This is a genomic window from Mycobacterium sp. IDUB_36 (assembly GCF_055419225.1).
Window position 1 is genome coordinate 1,211,851 of record NZ_JBVAXH010000001.1, and the last position, 20,554, is coordinate 1,232,404.

Sequence of the window (20,554 nt, forward strand, 5' to 3'; positions counted from 1 at the left end):
TCGGGCCTCCGATCGCCTACTCTGCCTACACATGACCGCCTTGGGGCCCGCCTTTCGACGTGCGTCGTGCCTGGCAGCGGCTGGTTTCCTGCTGGCCTCGCCGGTTCTGCTCGGCGTGCCCGCGGCGCTCGCCGAGCCCGCAGTGGTGCACGACCTGTGCCCGTACAAGGTGGCGACCCCGGCCGCCGTCGACTCCTCCGAGGTCCCGCAGGCCGGCGAACCACCCCTGCCGCTGCCGGTGCCGCAATCGCCGATCGGCGGCAACTCGCTGAGCGGCTGTGGCGTGATCACCGCCGCCGGCACGCCGCCGGTGCCCAACGACATCTCGGCCGACGCCTGGGTGGTGGCCGACCTGGACAGCGGCGCCATCGTCGCCGCCCGCGACCCGCACGGTCGCCACCGCCCGGCCAGCGTCATCAAAGTGCTCGTCGCGACGGCCGCGCTGCGTGAACTCAATCTCAACAAGACCGTCGACGGCACACCCGAGGATGCCGCCGCGGAGGGCACCAAAGTCGGCGTGTCCCCGGGCGGCGCGTACACCGTCAACCAACTGCTGCACGGCCTGCTGATGCACTCCGGCAACGACGCCGCCCACTCGCTGGCCATGCAACTGGGCGGCATGCCGGTCGCGCTGGACAAGATCAACGCACTGGCCGCCAAGCTCGGCGGCAAGGACACCCGCGCCGCGACGCCGTCGGGCCTCGACGGTCCGGGCATGAGCACGTCGGCCTACGACATCGGCCTGTTCTACCGATATGCCTGGCAGAACCCGACTTTCGCCGACATCGTGCACACCGAGAAGTTCGACTTCCCCGGCCACGCCGACCATCCCGGCTACGAGCTGGAGAACGACAACCAGCTGCTCTACCACTACCCTGGGGCGCTCGGCGGCAAGACCGGCTACACCGACGACGCCGGGCAGACGTTCGTCGGCGCGGCCAACCGGGATGGTCGCCGGCTGGTGGCGGTGTTGCTGCACGGCACCCGCATGCCGATCGCGCCGTGGCAGCAGGCCGCCCATCTGCTCGACTACGGCTTCGCGACCGCACCCGGAACCCGGGTGGGGACGCTGATCGAACCAGACCCGTCGCTGGCCACACCCAAAGCCGCAGCACCCGGCGACAACGGCGGCGGACCCGCCGCAAACGCGGCCGCGCTAATCCCGAGCGTTGACGCTTTGCCGATTAGGGTCGGTGTCGCGGTGATCGGTACGGTCGTCGTGTTCGGCTTGATTATGGTGGCGCGTTCGATGAACCGACGGCCGCAGCACTAGGCAGCGACCGTGGACCGGGCGGCTACCCGGAGGGAGATCCGTGAGCCGCATCGGCGAGTCACTGCGGGCGCGACGGCGAATGCTGATCGCCGTCACTGCAGCGACCCTGGGCATCATCTGCGGCTACGACCTGTCCAACATCGCCGGTGCGCTGCTGTTCATCACCAACGACTTCAGCCTGACCGTCCGTAAACAGGAACTGCTGACGACGATGGTCGTGATCGGCGAGATCTGCGGCGCCCTGAGCGGCGGATTCCTGGCCAACGCGATCGGGCGCAAACGCTCGATGATGATGGTGGCCGGTGGCTACGCGGTGTTCTCGCTGCTGGGGGCCGCCGCTGTGTCGATGCCCTGGCTGATGACGGCACGCATGCTGCTCGGCATGACCATCGGGTTGTCCGCGGCGGTGACACCGGTCTTCATCGCCGAATCCGCACCGGCGCAACAACGCGGCTCCCTGCTGGTCACCTATCAGGTGGCCACCATCCTGGGCATCATCAGTGGCTACCTGTCGGCGTTCGCGTTGGCGGATTCGGGCAGCTGGCGCTGGATGCTCGGGCTGGCGGCGGTACCGGCGCTGCTGGTCCTTCCGCTGCTGGCCTCCACGCCCGACACCGCCCGCTGGTACCTGTTCAAGAACCGGGTCGAGGACGCCCGTCGCTCGCTGCTGCGGATCGAGCCGAACAGCGACGTCGAGAAAGAACTCGCCGAGATCGCCGAAGCGATGGCCGAGGAACGGGGCGGATCGATCCTCGAGATGCTGCGCCTGCCGTATCTTCGCGCCACCTTGTTCGTCGTCGGGATCGGCTTCTTCGCCGAACTGAGCGGAATCAACGGGATCATCTACTACAGCCCGCTGCTGTTCGAGGCCATGGGATTCCAGGGCAACTTCGCCCTGCTGGTGCTGCCGGCCCTCGTTCAGCTCGCCTCGCTGGCGTCGGTGGTGGCGTCGCTGCTACTGGTCGACCGGATCGGACGCCGGCCCATCCTGCTGTCCGGCATCGCCGCGATGATCCTCGGCGATCTGGTCCTGGTCGTGGTGTTCGCCGCGAAGTCCAGCGCCGTCTCGGGCTTCGGATATGCCGGGCTGTTGTTGTTCACCATGGGATTCACCTTCGGGTTCGGCGCCCTGGTCTGGGTCTACGCCGGCGAGAGCTTCCCGGCCCATCTGCGGTCGCTGGGATCCAGCGCCATGCTCACCGCCAACCTGACCGCCAATGCGCTGATCGAGTCCGTCTTTCTGACCATGCTGAACAACCTCGGCGGTGCCTGGATGTTCAGCATCTTCGCGCTGCTGGCGGTGGTCGGACTCGTCATGGTCTACCGGTTCGCGCCGGAGACCAAGGGCCGACAGCTCGAAGACATCCGCCACTTCTGGGAGAACAACGGCCGCTGGCCGGACGAAACTCCCAGCGCGGCAACGGATGTATCAGTATGCCGCTGATAGCGGCCGGTACCGTCGTACTCGAACAAGGCGTCTGCCGCCCGGGCTGGGTGTACACCTCGGGCGCCACCATCGCCGGCTGCGGCGTGGGAACACCGCCCCGGTCCCCCGATGTCGACCTGCCCGAGGCGGTGATCGTTCCCGGTTTCGTGGACATCCACGTGCACGGCGGCGGTGGGGCGTCTTTTCTTTCGGGTGAGCTGTCAGAAGTATTGCGGGCAACGGCTTTTCACCGCGAGCACGGCACCACTGCGACACTGGCCAGCCTGGTCACCGGACCTTCGGAGCAGTTGACGACCGCGGTGCGCGGACTCGCCGAGGCGACCCGCGCGGGCGTCATCGCCGGCATCCACCTCGAAGGCCCCTGGTTGAGCACCGCGCAGTGCGGAGCCCACGACGCGGCCCAGCTGCGTGATGCGACGCCTGGCGAGGTCGACGCCCTGCTGGCTGCCGGCGACGGCGCGATCCGCATGGTCACCCTGGCACCCGAGCGGCCCGGCAGCGACGACGCGATCTCCCGGTTGGTCGATGCCGGAGTGGTTGTGGCGCTTGGTCATACCGATGCGACGTATGAGCAGACCCGCCGGGCCATCGATTTGGGTGCCACCGTCGCAACCCATCTGTTCAACGCGATGCGGCCACTGCACCATCGCGAGCCGGGTCCCGCGCTCGCGCTGCTGGAAGATCCGCGGGTGACCGTGGAGTTGATCGCCGACGGCCTGCACGTCCACCCCGCGGTGCTGCGAACGACCGCGCAGGCGGCCGGCGCCGAGCGGGTCGCACTGGTCACCGACGCCATCGCCGCGGCCGGCGCGGACGACGGCGAGTATCAGCTCGGCTCGGTGCCGGTCGATGTCGACCGGGGGGTGGCGCGGGTGCGAGGGACCTCGACCATCGCCGGCAGCACTGCGACCATGGACCGGCTGTTCGCGACAGCGGCCGGGCTCGGTGCCGACCGGGACGCGGCGCTGCTGGCGGCCGTGCAGTTGACGTCGACCACGCCCGCGCGGTCGATCGGCCTGGTCGGCGCGGGACGCCTGCAGGTCGGATACGATGCCAATCTTGTTGTGCTGGAGCGCGATCTCTTGGTGCGCGGCGTCATGAAAGGCGGCGACTGGGCCGTCGAGCCCTGACGTTTGCTACCGTCGAACGGGTCAGCACCTGACACCCGGACGAGGCGCACCGTACCCGGCCACGACAAGACGGCGCGGGGAGAGGTGTGCGATGGCGTGGCTGATTCTGGTGGCCTCCGGGGTTCTCGAGGCGGTGTGGGCCACCGCGCTGGACCGGTCCGACGGATTCACCAAGCTGATTCCGTCACTGATTTTCGCTGTGGCCGTGCTGTTTTCGATGATAGGGCTGGCCGTGGCAATGCGCAGCCTGCCAACGGGGACCAGCTATGCGGTCTGGGTCGGCGTCGGCGCGGTGCTCACCGTGGGGTACGCGATGCTGACCGGCCAGGAGACGGCCTCGCCGGTCAAGGTGCTGCTGATCGCCGGCGTCGTCGGCTGCATCGCCGGCCTGAAACTGGTGAGCTGATCACTGCTGCTTTCCGCGCCGAACGAGTCGGGAAAGACCCAGTGCCCCAACGGCACCCACGACGGCGGCCGTGCCGAGCTGTCGCGCCTTGAGCGCGTCGGCCGGTGGCAGCCTGGGGATCGCGACCCTGAGCTCGGGCTGCTTCCGCAGCTCGGCCGGCTCCGGGGACTTCGGCTGCTCCGGCGGCGGAACGGGGCCCGTCGTCGCCGCCCACGCGGTCGCGAACAGCAACAGCCGCGCCGTGACGTAGGCGAACACCATCAGGCCCAGCACCGGGCCGAAGGTGGCCCCGGCCGGGCTGCGCAGCACCGACTTCAGGTAGATCGACCCGACCAGCTTGAACACCTCGAAGCCGACCGCCGCCAGCAGCGCCGCTCGAACCGCGCTGCCGAAGTTGACCGGATCCCTGGGCAGCCGGGCGATCATCCAACCGAACACCAACCACGACAACAGGAATGACACCAGCACTGACACGGAACGCAGAATCGCATCCAGCACCGGGAGGTCGTGCAGACCCAGCGCCCGCAACAGCCGGGCCATCGGTCCCGCTCCGGCCAGCGCGCTGAGCGCCAGGGTGGCGAAGATGGCAAAGAACGACGACACCATCGCAACGAGGTCGGAGAACTTGGTGCGGACGTATCCGTGCGACCCGTCGGTCTGGCGCCACAGCTCGGTCAGAGCCACCCGCAGGTTGCTCATCCAATTCAGTCCCACCCACAGTGCGACGGCCAACCCGATCACACCGACCGATGCCCGTGCGTCGATCGCCGAGTTCATCAGGTCGAGCATCTGCTGACCGAGTGCGCCCGGCACCGCGTGCCTGACCTTGTTGTCGATCGCGATCAGCACGTCGTGACGACGCGACAAGAGGAACCCGGCCACGCTGAATCCGACCATCAGCAAGGGGAACAGCGCGAAGATCGTGTAGTACGTCAGCCCGGCCGCGAAGAAGTTGCCCTGACAGTCGTCGAACCAATCGTTGGCCCGGATGGCGTGGTCCAGCCATGCGTACCGCGCCCGCAGTCGATCCAGAATTCCTGGCTTGGCCGGTTCGCTCATGCCCACCCGCTACAGACGTCTCGGTAAAAATCCTAGGCGGTCGTATACCCGCTCGACCGTCTTTGCAGCGACTCCGTCGGCCCGCGCCGCCCCCGAGGCCAGCACCGTCTCGAGTTCGGTTGGATCGGCCAGCAATTCGTCGACCCGCGCCTTGATCGGCGTGACGAACTCGACGACGGCTTCGGCGGTGTCCTTCTTCAGGTCGCCGTAACCGCGGCCGGCGTACCCGTCGACCAACGTCGCGATGTCGACACCGGTAACCGCGGACTGGATGCTCAGCAGATTCGAGACGCCGGCTTTCTCCACCGGGTCGTAGCGGATCTCACGCTCGCTGTCGGTGACCGCGGACCGAATCTTCTTGGCGGACACCGCCGGCGCGTCGAGCAGGCTGATCAGGCCCGCATCCGTGGCGGCCGACTTGCTCATCTTCGACGACGGGTCCTGCAGGTCGTAGATCTTCGCGGTGGCCTTGGGAATCAGGACCTCGGGCACGACGAACGTGTCCGGGTAGCGACTGTTGAAGCGTTGTGCGATGTCGCGTGCCAGCTCCAGGTGCTGTCGCTGGTCTTCCCCGACCGGCACCAGTTCGGCGTCGTAGGAAAGCACGTCGGCGGCCTGCAGCACCGGGTAGGTGAACAGGCCGACGGTGGTCGCATCGCTGCCGTGCCGCGACGACTTGTCCTTGAACTGCGTCATCCGGGAAGCCTGGCCGAAGCCGGTGAAGCAGCCCAGCACCCAGGCCAGCTGGGTGTGCGCCGGGACGTGGCTCTGCACGAAGATCGTGCTGCGGGCGGGGTCGACTCCGAGCGCCAGGTACTGGGCGGCGGTCACCAGGGTTCGGCGCCGCAGGGTGTCGGGGTCCTGCTGGACGGTGATGGCGTGCAGGTCGACGACGCAGAAGAAGGCGTCGTGGTCGTCTTGCAGCTGAGCCCATTGGGTGACGGCGCCCAGCGCGTTTCCGAGGTGGAGCGAGTCGGAGGTGGGCTGCACACCAGAAAACACCCGGCTGGATTCAGAGGGGCTCATCGACGCCACTCCTCCTCGTAGGTTCGCTCTGCATGATCACCGATCTTTTCATGTGACCACCGGCGGTTCTTGCAGTACCGGCGGTATCGCCATAATGTCGGCGACGTGATAAATCGCGCCCCCATCCACGTCGGCTCGGGCGAACCGGTCGTGCTGCTGCATCCGTTCCTGATCTCCCAGCTGGTCTGGAACGACGTCGCCACGCAACTGGCCGACACCGGACCCTACGAAGTGTTCGCCCCGACCATGGCGGGCCACAACGGCGGCCCCAAGTCCGGCACCTGGTTTCTGAGTTCGGCGGTGCTCGCCGACCACGTCGAGCGCCAGCTGGACGAGTTGGGCTGGGAGACAGCACATATCGTCGGCAACTCACTCGGCGGCTGGGTGGCTTTCGAACTGGAGCGCCGTGGTCGGGCCCGCACCGTGACCGGGATCGCCCCGGCCGGCGGATGGACCCGCTGGACGCCGGCCAAGTTCGAGGTGATCGCGAAGTTCGTATCGGGCATGCCGTTCTGGGCATTCGCCCGCCTCCTGGGACCCAAGGCGCTGCGCATACCCGGCACCCGACAGCTGGCCACCCTGCCGATCAGCGGGACACCCGACGGGGTCAACGACGAACAGCTGGCCGCCATCGTCGACGACGTGGCGCACTGCCCGGCGTACTTCCAGCTGCTGGTCAAGTCGCTGTGGAACCCCGGCCTACTCGAGTTGGCGCAGACCGACGTACCGGCTCACCTGGTGCTCTGCCAGAAGGACCGGGTGTTCCCCGGCCCGCGTTCGCACCGCTATTTCCAGGCGCAGTTGCCGCACGGGACCCGCATCACCGAGCTCGAGGGCGTCGGGCACATTCCGATGTTCGAGGCCCCCGCCCGGGTCACCGAGGCGATCCACGGCTTCCTGTCCGAGCACACCCAGGGCAGCCGCGCCGTCGACCCGCCGGCCAGCTAAGCGGTCGCCGGCACCACGTGCGGCCGCGCGGCCGGCGCGGTCCACCGGGCCAGCGCATCCAGCCACTGCGAGCAGTTGGCCGAGTCCCCGGCCCAGGCGATGTAGCCGTCCGGTCGCACCAGCACCGCGGGACCGGCGTCGGCCCGCTCCGCCTGATGCAGATCGGTCACCCCGACCGCGGCCCGGCCGCACTCGCGGACCAACACAAACCCCGGCTCGCGTTGCAGAAGCGTCAACCGGTCGCCGATCAGTGGAATCTGTGTCGCGCGGGTGCCCACCAGAGCGTTCTCGTCGGCCCGATGCCCGTAGCGCAGCGTCGTCCCGGCGAAACTTCCGGCCACCACGTCCCGGATCCGGGGTATCCGTAACAGCCTGGGCGCCAAAAGATTCCGGAGGCCGCGGGCGATCCGTGGATGCAGGGTGACGCCGCGGGCGATCATTCCGGATTGCAGCAGAACCCGCTTGCCGATCGGGTGTCGCTCGTCTTGATAGCTGTCCAGCACCGCATCGTCGGCCCCGGCCAGCGCCGCGTCGATCTTCCAGGCCAGGTTGGCGGCGTCCTGGATGCCGGTGTTCATGCCCTGACCGCCCATCGGCGAGTGGACGTGCGCCGCATCACCGGCCAGGAATACGCGGCCATGCCGATACTGCGTGACTTGTCTTTCGTCGCAATGGAATCGGGACTTCCAGCTGATCTCCTGCAGACCGAGGTCAGCCTTCATCGCGCGGGCGAGAATCCCGACGATCTCGGCGCGGTCCACCGGTTCGCTGTCCGGGACCTGATGGGCGCGATCCCACACCATCGCGCGGTACCAACGACCGTCCCCCTCGTGACGGTCGTATGGCGCCAAGAACGCGAGCTCGTTGCGAGTGCTACCGAGCGTCAGCCCGCCACCGGTCGGGCCGTCAGCGAGTTTGATGTCGGCCAATACGATGGACGACAACACCGTCTTGCCGGGGAAATCCACGTCCAACAACGCGCGGACCGTGCTGTGGGCTCCGTCGGCAGCGATGAGGTACTTTGCCCGCCAACGTGTCTCGGGTCCACCGTGATGTGGCCGGCTGGTCACCGACACGCCGTCGGCGTCCGGCTCGAGCCCCACGACCTCGGCGCCGCGCCGGATATCGGCTCCCTGCGCGACGGCGTAGGCCGCGATCGCCTGGTCGACATTGGTCTGCGGGGTGATCATCGCGAACTGATAGGGCGACTCCAGATGGGTCAGGTCCAGCCGGGCGCCGCCGAAAAGCGTCACCCCCGGGGCTTTGTGCGCGTGAGCCAGTAGCTCATCGGCGATCCCGCGGGCGTCGAGCACCTCCAGCGTCCGTGCCATGGTGGCGAACGCGCGACTCGCCGGATTGACCGAGGGCCAGCGTTCCAGCACGGTGACCGACCGACCGACCCTGGCCAGATCACCGGCGGCGGTCAGACCGGTGGGTCCCGCGCCGACGATCAGAACGTCGACGTCCTGTGTCGGCATCACGCCACCGCTTCCGGGTCGGGGTACCAGCGACGGATGTCGTCGGGAGTCGAGACGGCATCGCGGTTGAAGACGAACCGGCAGCTGGGCTGTGCGACGTGTGCGGCGTTGACGATCGCCTCGAAGAGCAGCGTGTTGGCGGCGACGAGCCGCACGCCGGCGCCGATCAGCACCGCGTCGTACCGCTTGGCCTCCAGCCACTGCCGGGCGCGGTCCACCCCGGCCTGGCCGACGTCGATCAGACAGTTGTCGACGTGGTAGCCGGCGGCGCGCAACCCGGCGACGTTCTCGTCGTTGGCGGCTCGCAACTTCTCCTTCGACAGCCCCCGGAACCGCGCGAAGTCGGCCGAGCAGTAGTCGATGACGTCCGGATCGAGCCCGATCTGGATGGCGGTGACGGTCATGGGCGTGACCTTTCGTGCGGGTGATTCAACAACTGTTGAACTCGAAGCTAGGCCGATTCGCCACCAATGTCAACGGTTGTTGAATACACTTTCCGCCATGCCTCCGAGAGCACGCGATGGGCGCGACGGTCCGGCCACCCGGGCCGCCATCCTCGATACCGCCCGGTCACAGTTCGGCAGCCACGGGTTCGAGCGCACCACCATCCGTTCGGTGGCCTCGGCGGCCGGCGTCGACCCGGCGCTGGTCATGCATTACTTCGGCAGCAAGTCGGGACTATTCGCCGCGGCATCGCAGTTCGTCGTCACGATTCCGGACCTGACCGGTGTCACCCCCGACCGGCTCGCCGACGTGCTGCTGCCGGTGTTCGTCGAGGCGTGGGGGCCGCAGGGTCCGCTGCTGCCGTTGTTGCGCGCGGCCGCGACGAACCGGGCGGCGGCCGATACCCTGCTGACAGTGTTCGTCGGTCAGGTGGCCCCCGCGCTGGCGGCTGTCACGCCCGACCACGCCCCCGAACGCGCAGCGCTGGTCGGATCGCAATTGCTCGGCGTCGCGGTGGCGCGTTACATCCTCGGCGTACCGCCGCTGACCGGCATGTCCGACGCGCGGCTCATCGAGTGGCTACGCCCGGTACTCGCCCACTACCTGACCGAACCCGCGCCCTGACGCTGCTCGACGACCACCAACGCACGCTCGGCCCAGCGCAGATTCTCTTCCTCGTAGGAAATCCCGCGCATCAGCGTCAGATACGGCCCCACCCGCGGCGCCGTGGCCAGGAACTCCTGTTCGGTACGGCCATCGAGAATGCGCGTGCGTAGCCGCTCGTAGCGCTGCACTTTGACCTCGGCACGGTCGCGACGCTCGATGATCAGCTGACGAACGGCCGCCGCGTCGCCGACGTCGAAGGCCTGCACTTTGATCAACAGCTCGTCGCGGATGGTCGACGGTTTCGGCGGCTTCGCAGTGAACTGCCGAATCGCCTCATATCCCGCTTCGGTGAGCGAGAACATCCGCTTGTTGGGCCGGCGCTCCTGCTGCACGATCCGCGCCTGGATCAAGCCCTGCTCGGCCAGCCGCTCGAGTTCTTTGTAAAGCTGCTGCGGAGTCGCCATCCAGAAGTTCGCCACCGACGCGTCGAAGTCTTTGGCCAGGTCGTAGCCGGACGACTCCCCCTCGAGCAGGGCCGCCAGCACCGCGTCACGCAACGACATCAGGCAAGCGTACCCGAGAGTAATCAACAAATTGATTAATCGCCTCTGGACTTAACCGGGGTCGGCCCTTATGGTCGAGCAGACCTACTCAACAAATTGACCAGTCGAGGTATCCCGATGCATCCCTTCCGCAAGGCGGTCGAAGATCGCGACGAGGCGGCCGTCCAGGCTTTGCTCGCCGACGACGTCGTGTTCACCAGCCCGGTGGCGTTCAAGCCGTACGTCGGCAAGCCGATCACCGCCGCGATCCTGAGCGGCGTGCTGCGGGTCTTCGAAGACTTCCGCTACGTCCGCGAGATCCACGACGCCGACAGCGGTCTGCACGCACTGGAGTTCGAGACCGGTGTCGTCGGCGCCCCCGGCGTGACGGTCAACGGCTGCGACTTCCTGCATGTCAATGCAGACGGCCTGATCGACGACTTTAAGGTGATGGTGCGACCGCTTTCCGGCGCGACGGCATTGTCCGAAGCGATGGCCGCACAATTTCCGCGAATTCAGACCGAAGCCGCCGCACTGGCCGACCAGTTGGCCAAGGCGTAGAGCACAGGGCCTCAGAAAGACAAGGGAGCAGCCAGACATGCGAATCGGACTGGGAATCAACTACGCGGGCGGCTTCAAAGAGGTGGCTGCCGAAGTGGCCGACCTCGAGCGCGCCGGCCTCGACATTGTCTTTGTGCCCGAAGCGTATTCGTACGACGCGGTGAGCGCGCTGGGCTATCTCGCCGCCAGCACCGACCGGGTCGAACTGGCCTCCGGCATCCTGCAGCTCTACACCCGCACGCCCACCCTGACCGCGATGACCGCCGCCGGGCTCGACTACGTTTCCGATGGTCGCTACACGTTGGGCCTCGGCGCATCGGGCCCCCAGGTGATCGAGGGTTTCCACGGCGTCCGCTATGACGCGCCGATCGCCCGTACCCGCGAAGTCATCGAGATCTGTCGCCAGGTATGGCGTCGCGAGAAGCTGCAGTACCAGGGTGCGCACTACGAGGTCCCGTTGCCGGCCGACAAGGGCACCGGCCTGGGCAAACCGCTGAAGCTGATCAACAAGCCGGTGCGAGAGCGCATTCCGATTCTGATCGCCGCGCTCGGACCCAAGAACGTCGAGCTGGCCGCCGAACTCGCCGAGGGCTGGCAGCCGATCTTCTTCCTGCCCGAGAAGGCGCAGGACGTCTGGGGCACGTCGCTGGCGGCCGGTAAGGCCAAGCGCGACCCGGTGCTGGGCGACTTGGAGGTGTTCGCCGGCCCGACCCTGGCCATCGGCGACAACGTCGAGCCGCTGCGGGAAATCGTGAAGCCGCACCTGGCGCTCTACATCGGCGGCATGGGCGCCAAGGGGAAGAATTTCTACCACACCTTGGCCACCCGCTACGGCTTTGGGGCACAAGCCGATCGGATCCAGGAGCTCTATCTGGCCGGCGACAAGGAAGCCGCCGCCAAGGCGGTTCCGGACGAGTTGGTGCGTGACGTCTCGCTGATCGGGTCGGCGGGCTTCGTCAAGGAGCGCATCGCGGCATTCCGCGAAGTGGGCGTGACGACCCTGAACGTGGTGCCGGTGGCCGAGACCGCGTCCGACCGGATCAAGCTGATCGAGACGCTGCGCGGCCTGGTGGACTGACCCTCAGTTCCGGGCCGCCGCCAGCACGGCATTGAAGGTCTTGCTGGGACGCATCACCGCGATGGTCTTCTCGTCGTCGAGACGGTAGTAACCCCCGATATCCGCGGGTTCGCCTTGCGCGGCAGCGAGTTCGGTGACGATCGCGTCCTCGTCCTTGCCGAGTTCGTCGGCCAGCGCGGCGAAATGCTTGCGCAACTCCTCGTCCTCGTGCTGTTCGGCGAGGGTGCGGGCCCAGTACAGCGCCAGGTAGTACTGGCTGCCCCGGTTGTCGAGTTCACCGGTCTTGCGGGACGGGCTCTTGTTGTTGTCCAGCAGCGCGCCGATAGCGTCGTCGAGCGTTTTGCCCAGGATCTTGGCGCGCTCGTTGCCGGTCTTGACCCCGATGTCCTCGAAACATGCTCCCAGCGCCAGGAATTCGCCGAGCGAGTCCCAGCGCAGGTGGTTTTCCTCCACGAGCTGGTGGACATGCTTGGGGGCCGATCCGCCCGCCCCGGTCTCATACATACCTCCGCCGGCCATCAGCGGAACGATGGACAGCATCTTCGCGCTGGTACCCAGCTCGAGGATCGGGAACAGGTCGGTCAGGTAGTCCCGCAGGATGTTTCCGGTTGCGGCGATGGTGTCCTCGCCGCGCATGACGCGCTCCAGGGTGTACCGCATGGCCCACACCTGCGGCATGATCTGGATCTCCAGACCTTCGGTGTCGGACTCCTTGAGGTAGGCCTTGACCTTCTTGCGCAGCTCGGCCTCGTGCGGCCGTTCGGTGTCCAGCCAGAACAGCACCGTCATACCGGAATTCCTACCGCGGGTCACGGCCAGCTTGACCCAGTCGCGGATCGCCGCATCGGTGACGATCGGCATCCGCCAGATGTCGCCCTCCTCGACGTTCTGCGAGAGCAGGACCTCACCGGTCTCGAGGTCGACGATGTCGGCGACGCCGTCCTCGGGGATCTCGAAAGTCTTGTCGTGCGAACCGTATTCCTCCGCGCGCTGCGCCATCAGCCCGACGTTGGGCACCGTGCCCATCGTGGTCGGATCGAACTGCCCATGGGTCTTGCAGAAGTTGATGATCTCCTGGTAGATCCGCGAGAAGGTGGACTCGGGGTTGACGGCCTTGGTGTCCTTCTGCCGGCCGTCGGCGCCGTACATCTTGCCGCCGGCACGGATCATGGCCGGCATCGACGCATCGACGATCACGTCGCTGGGCGAGTGAAAATTGCTGATGCCCTTGGCCGAATCGACCATCGCCAACTCGGGACGGTGCTCGTGGCAGGCGTGCAGATCACGGATCACTTCTTCGCGCTGGGACGCCGGCAGTGACTCGAGCCGGTTGTACAGATCGACCAGGCCGTTGTTGACGTTGACGCCCAGCTCGTCGAACAGCTCCTGGTGCTTGTCGAAAGCTTCTTTGTAGAAAGTCTTGACTGCGTGGCCGAAGACGATGGGGTGGCTGACCTTCATCATCGTCGCCTTGACGTGCAGCGAGAACATCACACCGGTCTTGTAGGCGTCCTCGATCTCGGACTCGTAGAAGTCGATGAGCGCCTTCTTGCTCATGAACATGCTGTCGATGACGTCGCCGTCATGCAGGGATACCTTTGGCTTGAGCACAATCGTGTTGCCGCTCTTGGTTTTCAGCTCCATCTTGACCTCGCGGTCGCGATCGAGGGTCAGCGACTTCTCGCCGTGGTAGAAGTCGCCGTGCTTCATCGTCGCGACGTGCGTGCGCGACGCCTGCGACCAGTCGGCCATGCTGTGCGGGTGCTTGCGCGCATACTCTTTGACGGCATTCGGTGCGCGGCGATCTGAGTTGCCTTGTCGCAGAACGGGGTTGACGGCGCTCCCCAGACACTTCGCGTAGCGGTCGCGAATTTCCTTGTCCTCGTCGGTTTTCGCGCTCTGCGGGTAGTCCGGGAGCTTGAATCCCTTGCCTTGCAGTTCTTTGACCGCGGCCACCAACTGCGGCACCGAGGCGCTGATGTTCGGCAGTTTGATGATGTTGGTGTCGGACTCTTTGGTCAGCCGGCCGAGCTCGCCCAGATTGTCGGGCACCCGCTGCTCGTCGGTCAGGTAGTCGGAGAACTCGGCCAGGATCCGCGCGGCCACTGAGATGTCGCTGGTCTGGATGGTGATTCCGGCGGGTTCCGCGAAGGCCCGCACGATCGGCAGGAAGGCATAGGTCGCCAGCAGCGGCGCCTCGTCAGTCAGCGTGTAGATGATGGTCGGCTGGTCGGCGCTCACGGTGTTTCTCCCGGTATCGGTAGATCCTGACGGGGGTTCGCGGTGAATCTGGTTGTCACGTTATCAAGCACGTTTGCGCTGATGTCGACCTCGATCTGGCCGCGCTTGCTACCGGTGAGTACACCCGGCTGACGGCTGGCACCCGTTCGCCTCGATGAGCTAAGCTTCATCTCGGTCATGAGCGCCAGCGTCAAGCCCCGGCTCGCTGGCCGGCAACCCTCCAACCGCGGTGGGGTGCTCCGGGTGAAGACCAGGTTTCGTAGCCAGCAGCGGCTACGCGGCAAGCGCGGGTCCGCCGTGATGGGCCCCCCGGAGTAGACAGGGAAACCTGATGCGCACCTACATGGGTCGGCACGTCACGCGTCGAAGCTGCTGAACACCCAGGCCGGTTGACGTCGTCCCCGCGACGACGTCCCGGGCCGCCTCAGCAACGAATACACATCGTCATCCTTTCCAGAAAGCCAACCATCGTGAGCACTGACAACGAACCCGATCCCAGCGAACACTGGTCGTTCGAGACCAAGCAGATCCACGTCGGCCAGAAACCCTGCCCGGCTACCGGCGCCCGCGCGCTGCCGATCTACCAGACCACGTCCTACGTCTTCAACGACACCTCGCACGCCGCCGCGCTGTTCGGACTCGAAGTCCCGGGCAACATCTACACCCGCATCGGCAACCCGACCACCGACGTCGTCGAACAGCGCATCGCCGCGCTGGAAGGCGGGGTGGCTGCACTCTTCCTCGCCTCCGGCCAGGCCGCCGAGACGTTCGCGATCCTGAACATCGCCGCCGCCGGCGACCACATAGTCTCCAGCCCCCGGCTCTACGGCGGCACCTACAACCTGTTCCACTACTCGCTGCCCAAGCTCGGCATCGAGGTCAGCTTCGTCGAGGATCCCGACGACGTGGACTCCTGGCGCGCCGCGGTGCGCCCCAACACCAAAGCGTTCTTCGCCGAGACCATCTCCAACCCGCAGATCGACATCCTGGACATTCCCGGGGTCGCCGCGGTGGCCCACGACAACGGTGTGCCGCTGATCGTCGACAACACCGTCGCCACCCCGTACCTGATCCAGCCGATCCGGCACGGCGCCGACATCGTGGTGCACTCGGCGACCAAGTACCTCGGGGGTCACGGCTCCGCGATCGCTGGGGTGATCGTCGACGGCGGCACCTTCGACTGGACCCAGGGCCGGTTTCCCGGGTTCACCGTGCCCGATCCCAGCTACCACGGCGTGGTGTACGCCGAGCTCGGACCGCCGGCCTTCGCGGTCAAGGCGCGGGTGCAACTGCTGCGCGACTTCGGGTCGGCGGCGTCGCCGTTCAACGCGTTCCTGGTTGCCCAGGGCCTCGAGACCCTGAGCCTGCGGGTCGAGCGGCACGTCGCCAACGCGCAGCGGGTCGCCGAATTCTTGGACGGCCACGACGACGTGCTGTCGGTCAACTACGCCGGGCTGCCCGGCTCGCCGTGGTACGAGCGGGGAAAGAAGCTGGCGCCCAAGGGAACCGGGGCCGTGCTGTCGTTCGAGTTGGCCGGCGGCATCGAGGCGGGCAAGGCTTTCGTCGACGCGCTCGAGCTGCACAGCCACGTCGCCAACATCGGCGACGTGCGATCGCTGGTGATCCACCCGGCGTCGACGACACACGCGCAGCTCAGTGCCGCCGAGCAGCTGTCCGCCGGGGTGAGCCCCGGCCTGGTGCGGTTGGCCGTGGGCATCGAGGGTATCGACGACATCCTGGCCGACCTCGAGCTCGGTTTCACCGGTGCCCGCAGGCGCGCCGGAGCCGGCGATCCGCATGCCGCGGCGGCGTTCTGAGGAGTCCGCAGGTGACAATCTCTGACATGCCGACGCAGACGCTGCCCGCCGAAGGCGAGGTCGGCGTTGTCAACGTGGGCTCGCTGACGCTGGAGAGCGGCGCGGTGCTGGACGACGTCAGCATCGCCGTCCAGCGCTGGGGTGAACTCTCACCGACCCGCGACAACGTCGTCGTCGTGCTGCATGCGCTGACCGGCGACTCGCACCTCACCGGCCCTGCCGGGCCCGGACACCCGACGCCGGGCTGGTGGGACGGAATCGCCGGACCGGGTGCACCGATCGACACCGACCGGTGGTGCGCGGTGGCCACCAACGTGCTGGGCGGCTGCCGCGGCTCGACCGGGCCGAGCTCGACCGCTCCTGATGGAAAGCCATGGGGCTCAAGGTTTCCGCTGGTGTCCATCCGGGACCAGGTCGAGGCTGACGTGGCGACGCTTGCCGCGCTGGGCATCACCGAGGTCGCGGCCGTGCTCGGCGGTTCGATGGGCGGCGCGCGAGCGCTGGAGTGGATGATCGCGCACCCCGACCGGGTGGGCGCCGGGTTGCTGCTGGCGGTGGGCGCCCGTGCGACCGCCGACCAGATCGGCACGCAGTGCACCCAGATCGCGGCCATCAAGGCCGACCCGAACTGGCAGGGCGGTGACTACTACGACACCGGGCGGTCCCCGGATGCCGGCCTGGAGATCGCCCGCCGTTTCGCCCACCTGACCTACCGCGGCGAGACCGAGCTGGACACCCGGTTCGGCAACTCGCCGCAGGTGGGCGAAGATCCCGCGGATCCGGCGTCCGGTGGCCGCTATGCGGTGCAGAGCTACCTGCAGCACCAGGGCGGCAAGCTGGTGTCGCGGTTCGACGCCGGGAGTTACGTGGTGCTCACCGAGTCACTGTCCAGTCACGATGTCGGTCGGGGCCGTGGTGGCGTCGAGGCCGCGCTGCGCGGCTGTCCGGTGCCGGCGGTGGTCGGCGGGATCACCTCCGACCGCCTCTACCCGCTGCGGCTGCAGGCCGAGTTGGCTGACCTGCTGCCCGGTTGCGCCGGATTGGAAGTGGTCGACTCGATCTACGGACACGACGGTTTTCTGGTCGAGACCGACTCGGTCGGGGTGCTCGTGCAACGGACCCTGGATCTGGCCGCGGCGAAGGGTGCGTGTTCGCGGTGACTCAGTATTCACAGGCCCGCTCATTGTCGTTCGGCTCTGAAGCGGCCGCGTACGAGCGCGGCCGCCCGTCGTATCCGCCGGACGCAATCGACTGGTTGCTGCCGCCCGGCGCCCGCGACGTGCTGGACCTCGGCGCCGGGACCGGCAAGCTGACCAGCCGACTGGTGGAGCGTGGGCTGGACGTGGTCGCCGTCGACCCGATCGCGGAGATGTTGGAGATGCTGCGCGTCTCGCTGCCGGGCACACCCGCACTGCTGGGTACGGCGGAAGATATCCCGTTGGCGGACAACAGCGTTGACGCGGTTCTGGTGGCGCAGGCGTGGCATTGGTTCAACCCGGCCCGCGCGATTCCCGAGTTGGCCCGGGTGCTGCGGCCTGGCGGGCGACTGGGTTTGGTGTGGAACACCCGCGACGAGCGATCCGGTTGGGTCCGCGAACTGGGGCGCATCATCGGCCGCGACGGCGATCCGATGCGCGACCATGTCACGCTGCCCGAGCCGTTCGCCGACGTGGAGCGCCATCAAGTCGAGTGGACGAATTACCTTACGCCGCAAGCATTGATCGATTTGGTCGCGTCGCGCAGCTACTGCATCACGTCGCCGACCCAGGTCCGCACCAAGACGCTGGATCAGGTGCGCGAGTTGCTGGCCACGCATCCCGCCCTGGCCAACGCCGGTGGTCTTGCGCTGCCGTACGTGACGGTGTGTGTGCGCGCGACGTTGACCTGACGTCGCGGCTGACTGGCCGGGGCTATGGTTCGTGGTGTGAAACTGACATCGCTCGTCGTCGGTTGCGTGCTGGCGATCAGCGTTGCACCGCCGGCCCAGGCTGACGAAAACGACAACGCGTACCTGTACGGCATCCACTCGGTAGGCGTCCCGGACGGGAGCCCTGCGGCCTCACCCGCGTACGGCAGGCAGCTGTGCGACCGACTTCCCGCGGTCGGCTTCGATCCGTTGGTGGCAGCGGTGAACCAGGAAAACAGTGCCAGCGGCCTGAACATGCATCTGTCCGCACTCGTCATTGGCGCGGCCCTGTCGAACTTCTGCCTCGACAAGGCCACCCTGGTGCCGACGACTCTGACCTACTAGGGCGCTTCATCGTCGTCGTCCCGGAGCAGCTTTTCCGGGTGGTGAAAGCTGTTGGTGCGGGGTTGGCCGTGGTCGAGGTGTGGTGGCGGGATCCATTCGGTGTGGCCGCGGGCGGTGTTGTGGGTGGTCCAGCCTTTTTCGGTGAGGTTGTGGTGGGGGCCGCAGGTCAGGGTCAGCCCGTTGATGTCGGTGACGGGGTTGGTGCGGTAGGGGTTGTTGTGGTGGACCTCGCACAAATACGCCGGCAGGGTGCAGCCGGGGGAGGTGCAGCCACGATCGCGGGCGTGCAACACGATTCGCTGGGCGGGTGAGGCGAGACGTCGGGTGTGATACAGCGCCAAAGCCTTGCCCTGGTTGAAGATGGCCAGGTAGTGATGGGCGTGGGAGCCCAGCCGGATCACATCAGACATCGGCAGCAGCGTCCCGCCGCCGGTCAGGCCGCGCCCGGCGCCGCTCTCCAACTCCTGCAGGGTGGTGGTGACGATGATCGAGGTGGGCAAACCGTGGTGTTGACCCAACTCACCCGATGCCAGCAGTGCGCGGCAGGCCGCGAGCAGGGCGTCGTGGTGGCGCTGGCCCGCGGTGGGGTGTCGCCCTGGATGGCGACCTGCGACGGGGTGCCACTGACACAGGGGTGTTCGTCATCGGGATTGCACATGCCGGGCGCTGCCAACTTCGCCATCACAGCGTCCAGGGTGGCGCGGGCTTCGGGGGTGAGCCACCCGCTGACCGGTGACATGCCGTCGATGTCCTGTTTGCCGATGTTCAGGCCGCGCCGCCGCGCGCGGTCGACGTCGGTGAAGTCACCGTCGGGTATCAGACAGTCCATCAGCGTGTCGGCCAGCTTGGCGAGCTCGTCGGGGCGGTGCTCGAGGCTCAGCCGGGCCAGCTGCGCCTCCGCCTTCGCGCGGGTGTCGAGGTCGACGACGTCGGGCAGCCGATGGAAGAAGCTGCGGATCACCGCCACATGGCCCGGCCCCAGGTCGCCGTTGCGTTGGGCGTCCGCGGTCGCCGCCAGCACCGGCGCCAACGGCTCACCGCTCAACGCCCGCCGCTCACCCAGATCGGCCGCCTCATGCACCCGCCGCGACGCCTCAGCCCGGCTGATCCGCAACCGGTTGGCCAACACCGCCGCCAGCTTGCCGCCCAACACAGCCGGGTCCTCACCAACCAGCTCCGTGATCAACGCATGCTCGATCGCCGGCTGAAGCCGGCGGAACCCTTCGAAGCGCTCCAGAACCGCGACCCGCTCGGGGGTGGTCAGCGCGTCGAAGCTCAGGTCCAGAGCACGTTTGTAGGCAGCGTCGAGCGCGTCGAGAACCTCGACGATCTCCTCACGACTGCCAGAACGCATGTTCGAATTATATTGCTGGGCACCGACATCCGGTGCTCCCCGAAGCGCAATTGTGGATAACGCTGCGACTGTGGATAACACCGGGTCAGGCCAGACACCACGATCACACCGGCATGCCGAGGACATCACCCGCCCGCGCCGTCCCGTACAGGACCGCGTGTCGCGCCAAACGTACGCGAACCTTTACCCCGGCGTGTTCTGAATGTGACTGCACTAGAACATAGTTCGATTCGAACCACGCAACGCGAAGGGGTAGCGATGCTCACCAATCAGCCACTGACCGTGCGTGCACTGATCGGCCTGGCATGCCTGATCACCGTCGCCACCGCATTTTCGATCCCGGGTGAAGCCGATCCCAGTGACGACAACTTCATCGACGCGCTCAGCCACGCCGGGGTCGAGTACGGCGAACCGGGTAACGCGATGGCGGTCGGTCAGTCCATCTGCCCGATGCTGGCTCAGCCAGGCAGCAGTTTCGCCGCTGCGGCCTCGGGCGTCGCACGCCGCGGTATCTCACCGCAACTGGCCCGCGCGTTCACCAAGATCGCGATTCAGACCTACTGCCCCGAGCAGATGTCAAACCTGATGGGCGGCAACAGCGTCACCACCGCTCCGCGCTTTTAGCGGGTCCCGAGCGGGTCGATCGTCCAAGCGATGTAGACCATCGCCGTGGCGACCGTTGCCATCGTCGTGAAGTCGATTGCCTTGCTGCGCACCACCAATAGGCCGGCCCGGTCCTCGGTCAACGCCAACCGCAGCACCGCGGCCACGCCCACGCCGATCCCGATCAACAGCGCGCCCCGGCGCCAGAAGTTGGCCGCTACCAAGCTGAATGCCACCACGAAGATCAACGTGACCCAGACGATCGGCCACTGCGGCCCAAGTCGACGCAT

20 protein-coding genes, 1 pseudogene and 2 riboswitches are annotated in these 20,554 nt (G+C 67.1%); of the genes and pseudogenes, 13 read left to right on the forward strand and 8 right to left on the reverse strand.

What is annotated here, in order from left to right:
• Positions 1-31 precede the first annotated feature (31 nt).
• The 4 genes from ACZYW1_RS05955 to ACZYW1_RS05970 all read left to right on the forward strand — a co-directional run bounded on the left by ACZYW1_RS05955 (position 32) and on the right by ACZYW1_RS05970 (position 4,256).
• Positions 32-1,273, forward strand: a complete 1,242-nt coding sequence (locus ACZYW1_RS05955; RefSeq protein ID WP_463784071.1) for a D-alanyl-D-alanine carboxypeptidase family protein — start codon at positions 32-34, stop codon at positions 1,271-1,273.
• 79 nt (positions 1,274-1,352) lie between these two features.
• On the forward strand, positions 1,353-2,717 hold the full coding sequence (locus tag ACZYW1_RS05960; protein WP_463787710.1) for a sugar porter family MFS transporter: 1,365 nt from the start codon (positions 1,353-1,355) through the stop codon (positions 2,715-2,717).
• The gene (nagA, locus tag ACZYW1_RS05965) at positions 2,708-3,850 is read left to right on the forward strand and encodes an N-acetylglucosamine-6-phosphate deacetylase (protein ID WP_463784072.1); all 1,143 of its coding nucleotides are present in this window, start codon (positions 2,708-2,710) and stop codon (positions 3,848-3,850) included. Before ACZYW1_RS05960 ends, nagA begins: the two co-directional genes overlap by 10 nt.
• 15 nt (positions 3,851-3,865) lie before the next feature.
• A riboswitch (guanidine-III (ykkC-III) riboswitch) is annotated at positions 3,866-3,929 on the forward strand.
• A 12-nt stretch (positions 3,930-3,941) separates the two neighbouring features.
• Entirely contained in the window at positions 3,942-4,256 is a 315-nt protein-coding gene (locus ACZYW1_RS05970; RefSeq protein ID WP_463784074.1) for a DMT family transporter, read from the forward strand.
• On the opposite strand, the gene yhjD is transcribed toward ACZYW1_RS05970, so the two are convergent.
• Together yhjD and trpS are read right to left on the reverse strand one after the other, a co-directional pair.
• Complete coding sequence (yhjD, locus tag ACZYW1_RS05975; protein WP_463784075.1) at positions 4,257-5,315, reverse strand: inner membrane protein YhjD; 1,059 nt, start codon at positions 5,313-5,315, stop codon at positions 4,257-4,259. It lies immediately after the preceding gene.
• A 9-nt stretch (positions 5,316-5,324) separates the two neighbouring features.
• The gene (gene trpS, locus ACZYW1_RS05980) at positions 5,325-6,341 is read right to left on the reverse strand and encodes a tryptophan--tRNA ligase (protein ID WP_463784077.1); all 1,017 of its coding nucleotides are present in this window, start codon (positions 6,339-6,341) and stop codon (positions 5,325-5,327) included.
• A 105-nt stretch (positions 6,342-6,446) separates the two neighbouring features.
• On the opposite strand from trpS, the gene ACZYW1_RS05985 reads away from it, so the two are divergent.
• Entirely contained in the window at positions 6,447-7,289 is an 843-nt protein-coding gene (locus tag ACZYW1_RS05985; RefSeq protein WP_463784079.1) for an alpha/beta fold hydrolase, read from the forward strand.
• On the opposite strand, the gene ACZYW1_RS05990 is transcribed toward ACZYW1_RS05985, so the two are convergent.
• Entirely contained in the window at positions 7,286-8,767 is a 1,482-nt protein-coding gene (locus ACZYW1_RS05990; protein WP_463784080.1) for an FAD-dependent oxidoreductase, read from the reverse strand. The two genes, ACZYW1_RS05985 and ACZYW1_RS05990, sit on opposite strands and share 4 nt — an antisense overlap.
• A complete protein-coding gene (locus ACZYW1_RS05995; RefSeq protein WP_463784081.1) occupies positions 8,767-9,171 on the reverse strand; it encodes a hypothetical protein in 405 nt (134 codons plus the stop codon). Before ACZYW1_RS05995 ends, ACZYW1_RS05990 begins: the two co-directional genes overlap by 1 nt.
• A gap of 97 nt (positions 9,172-9,268) precedes the next feature.
• On the opposite strand from ACZYW1_RS05995, the gene ACZYW1_RS06000 reads away from it, so the two are divergent.
• On the forward strand, positions 9,269-9,835 hold the full coding sequence (locus ACZYW1_RS06000) for a TetR/AcrR family transcriptional regulator (RefSeq protein WP_463784083.1): 567 nt from the start codon (positions 9,269-9,271) through the stop codon (positions 9,833-9,835).
• Here ACZYW1_RS06000 and ACZYW1_RS06005 read toward each other — a convergent pair.
• The gene (locus tag ACZYW1_RS06005) at positions 9,811-10,380 is read right to left on the reverse strand and encodes a PadR family transcriptional regulator (protein WP_463784084.1); all 570 of its coding nucleotides are present in this window, start codon (positions 10,378-10,380) and stop codon (positions 9,811-9,813) included. The genes ACZYW1_RS06000 and ACZYW1_RS06005 overlap by 25 nt on opposite strands.
• A 117-nt stretch (positions 10,381-10,497) precedes the next feature.
• On the opposite strand from ACZYW1_RS06005, the gene ACZYW1_RS06010 reads away from it, so the two are divergent.
• Both ACZYW1_RS06010 and ACZYW1_RS06015 read left to right on the forward strand, forming a co-directional pair.
• On the forward strand, positions 10,498-10,920 hold the full coding sequence (locus ACZYW1_RS06010) for a nuclear transport factor 2 family protein (RefSeq protein WP_463784086.1): 423 nt from the start codon (positions 10,498-10,500) through the stop codon (positions 10,918-10,920).
• A gap of 37 nt (positions 10,921-10,957) precedes the next feature.
• Complete coding sequence (locus ACZYW1_RS06015) at positions 10,958-11,998, forward strand: LLM class F420-dependent oxidoreductase (RefSeq protein WP_463784088.1); 1,041 nt, start codon at positions 10,958-10,960, stop codon at positions 11,996-11,998.
• A 3-nt stretch (positions 11,999-12,001) separates the two neighbouring features.
• On the opposite strand, the gene ACZYW1_RS06020 is transcribed toward ACZYW1_RS06015, so the two are convergent.
• Positions 12,002-14,239 carry an NADP-dependent isocitrate dehydrogenase gene (locus ACZYW1_RS06020; RefSeq protein ID WP_463784090.1) on the reverse strand — a complete coding sequence of 746 codons (2,238 nt, stop codon included), beginning with the start codon at positions 14,237-14,239 and terminating at the stop codon, positions 12,002-12,004.
• Between the two features lie 173 nt (positions 14,240-14,412).
• Positions 14,413-14,532: riboswitch (SAM riboswitch) on the forward strand.
• Positions 14,533-14,709: 177 nt separating this feature from the next.
• On the opposite strand from ACZYW1_RS06020, the gene ACZYW1_RS06025 reads away from it, so the two are divergent.
• From ACZYW1_RS06025 to ACZYW1_RS06040, 4 genes are read left to right on the forward strand one after another with little or no spacing between them, the layout of a single operon-like run.
• Complete coding sequence (locus ACZYW1_RS06025) at positions 14,710-16,056, forward strand: bifunctional o-acetylhomoserine/o-acetylserine sulfhydrylase (RefSeq protein ID WP_463784091.1); 1,347 nt, start codon at positions 14,710-14,712, stop codon at positions 16,054-16,056.
• Between the two features lie 11 nt (positions 16,057-16,067).
• Positions 16,068-17,216: a homoserine O-acetyltransferase MetX gene (metX, locus tag ACZYW1_RS06030; protein WP_463784093.1), complete on the forward strand. Its 1,149-nt coding sequence runs from the start codon at positions 16,068-16,070 to the stop codon at positions 17,214-17,216.
• Positions 17,213-17,944 carry a class I SAM-dependent methyltransferase gene (locus tag ACZYW1_RS06035; RefSeq protein WP_463784094.1) on the forward strand — a complete coding sequence of 244 codons (732 nt, stop codon included), beginning with the start codon at positions 17,213-17,215 and terminating at the stop codon, positions 17,942-17,944. Before metX ends, ACZYW1_RS06035 begins: the two co-directional genes overlap by 4 nt.
• Positions 17,945-17,980: 36 nt before the next feature.
• Complete coding sequence (locus ACZYW1_RS06040) at positions 17,981-18,307, forward strand: DUF732 domain-containing protein (protein WP_463784096.1); 327 nt, start codon at positions 17,981-17,983, stop codon at positions 18,305-18,307.
• Here ACZYW1_RS06040 and ACZYW1_RS06045 read toward each other — a convergent pair.
• Positions 18,304-19,661, reverse strand: a pseudogene (locus tag ACZYW1_RS06045) (HNH endonuclease signature motif containing protein). The gene ACZYW1_RS06040 and the pseudogene ACZYW1_RS06045 sit on opposite strands and share 4 nt — an antisense overlap.
• A gap of 258 nt (positions 19,662-19,919) precedes the next feature.
• Here ACZYW1_RS06045 and ACZYW1_RS06050 point away from each other — a divergent pair.
• On the forward strand, positions 19,920-20,285 hold the full coding sequence (locus ACZYW1_RS06050) for a DUF732 domain-containing protein (RefSeq protein ID WP_463784097.1): 366 nt from the start codon (positions 19,920-19,922) through the stop codon (positions 20,283-20,285).
• Here ACZYW1_RS06050 and ACZYW1_RS06055 read toward each other — a convergent pair.
• Entirely contained in the window at positions 20,282-20,554 is a 273-nt protein-coding gene (locus ACZYW1_RS06055; RefSeq protein ID WP_463784098.1) for a DUF3017 domain-containing protein, read from the reverse strand. The genes ACZYW1_RS06050 and ACZYW1_RS06055 overlap by 4 nt on opposite strands.

Bases quoted from the DNA above. Each gene is read 5' to 3' on its own strand.
- ACZYW1_RS06005 (WP_463784084.1), bottom strand. From the start codon at position 10,380: ATGTCGTTGCGTGACGCGGTGCTGGCGGCCCTGCTCGAGGGGGAGTCG.
- ACZYW1_RS05955 (WP_463784071.1), top strand. From the start codon at position 32: ATGACCGCCTTGGGGCCCGCCTTTCGACGTGCGTCGTGCCTGGCAGCG.
- ACZYW1_RS05990 (WP_463784080.1), bottom strand. From the start codon at position 8,767: ATGCCGACACAGGACGTCGACGTTCTGATCGTCGGCGCGGGACCCACC.
- ACZYW1_RS06050 (WP_463784097.1), top strand. From the start codon at position 19,920: ATGCTCACCAATCAGCCACTGACCGTGCGTGCACTGATCGGCCTGGCA.
- trpS (WP_463784077.1), bottom strand. From the start codon at position 6,341: ATGAGCCCCTCTGAATCCAGCCGGGTGTTTTCTGGTGTGCAGCCCACC.
- nagA (WP_463784072.1), top strand. From the start codon at position 2,708: ATGCCGCTGATAGCGGCCGGTACCGTCGTACTCGAACAAGGCGTCTGC.
- ACZYW1_RS05995 (WP_463784081.1), bottom strand. From the start codon at position 9,171: ATGACCGTCACCGCCATCCAGATCGGGCTCGATCCGGACGTCATCGAC.
- yhjD (WP_463784075.1), bottom strand. From the start codon at position 5,315: ATGAGCGAACCGGCCAAGCCAGGAATTCTGGATCGACTGCGGGCGCGG.
- ACZYW1_RS05960 (WP_463787710.1), top strand. From the start codon at position 1,353: ATGCTGATCGCCGTCACTGCAGCGACCCTGGGCATCATCTGCGGCTAC.
- ACZYW1_RS06015 (WP_463784088.1), top strand. From the start codon at position 10,958: ATGCGAATCGGACTGGGAATCAACTACGCGGGCGGCTTCAAAGAGGTG.
- ACZYW1_RS06055 (WP_463784098.1), bottom strand. From the start codon at position 20,554: ATGCGTCGACTTGGGCCGCAGTGGCCGATCGTCTGGGTCACGTTGATC.
- ACZYW1_RS05970 (WP_463784074.1), top strand. From the start codon at position 3,942: ATGGCGTGGCTGATTCTGGTGGCCTCCGGGGTTCTCGAGGCGGTGTGG.
- ACZYW1_RS06010 (WP_463784086.1), top strand. From the start codon at position 10,498: ATGCATCCCTTCCGCAAGGCGGTCGAAGATCGCGACGAGGCGGCCGTC.
- ACZYW1_RS06000 (WP_463784083.1), top strand. From the start codon at position 9,269: ATGCCTCCGAGAGCACGCGATGGGCGCGACGGTCCGGCCACCCGGGCC.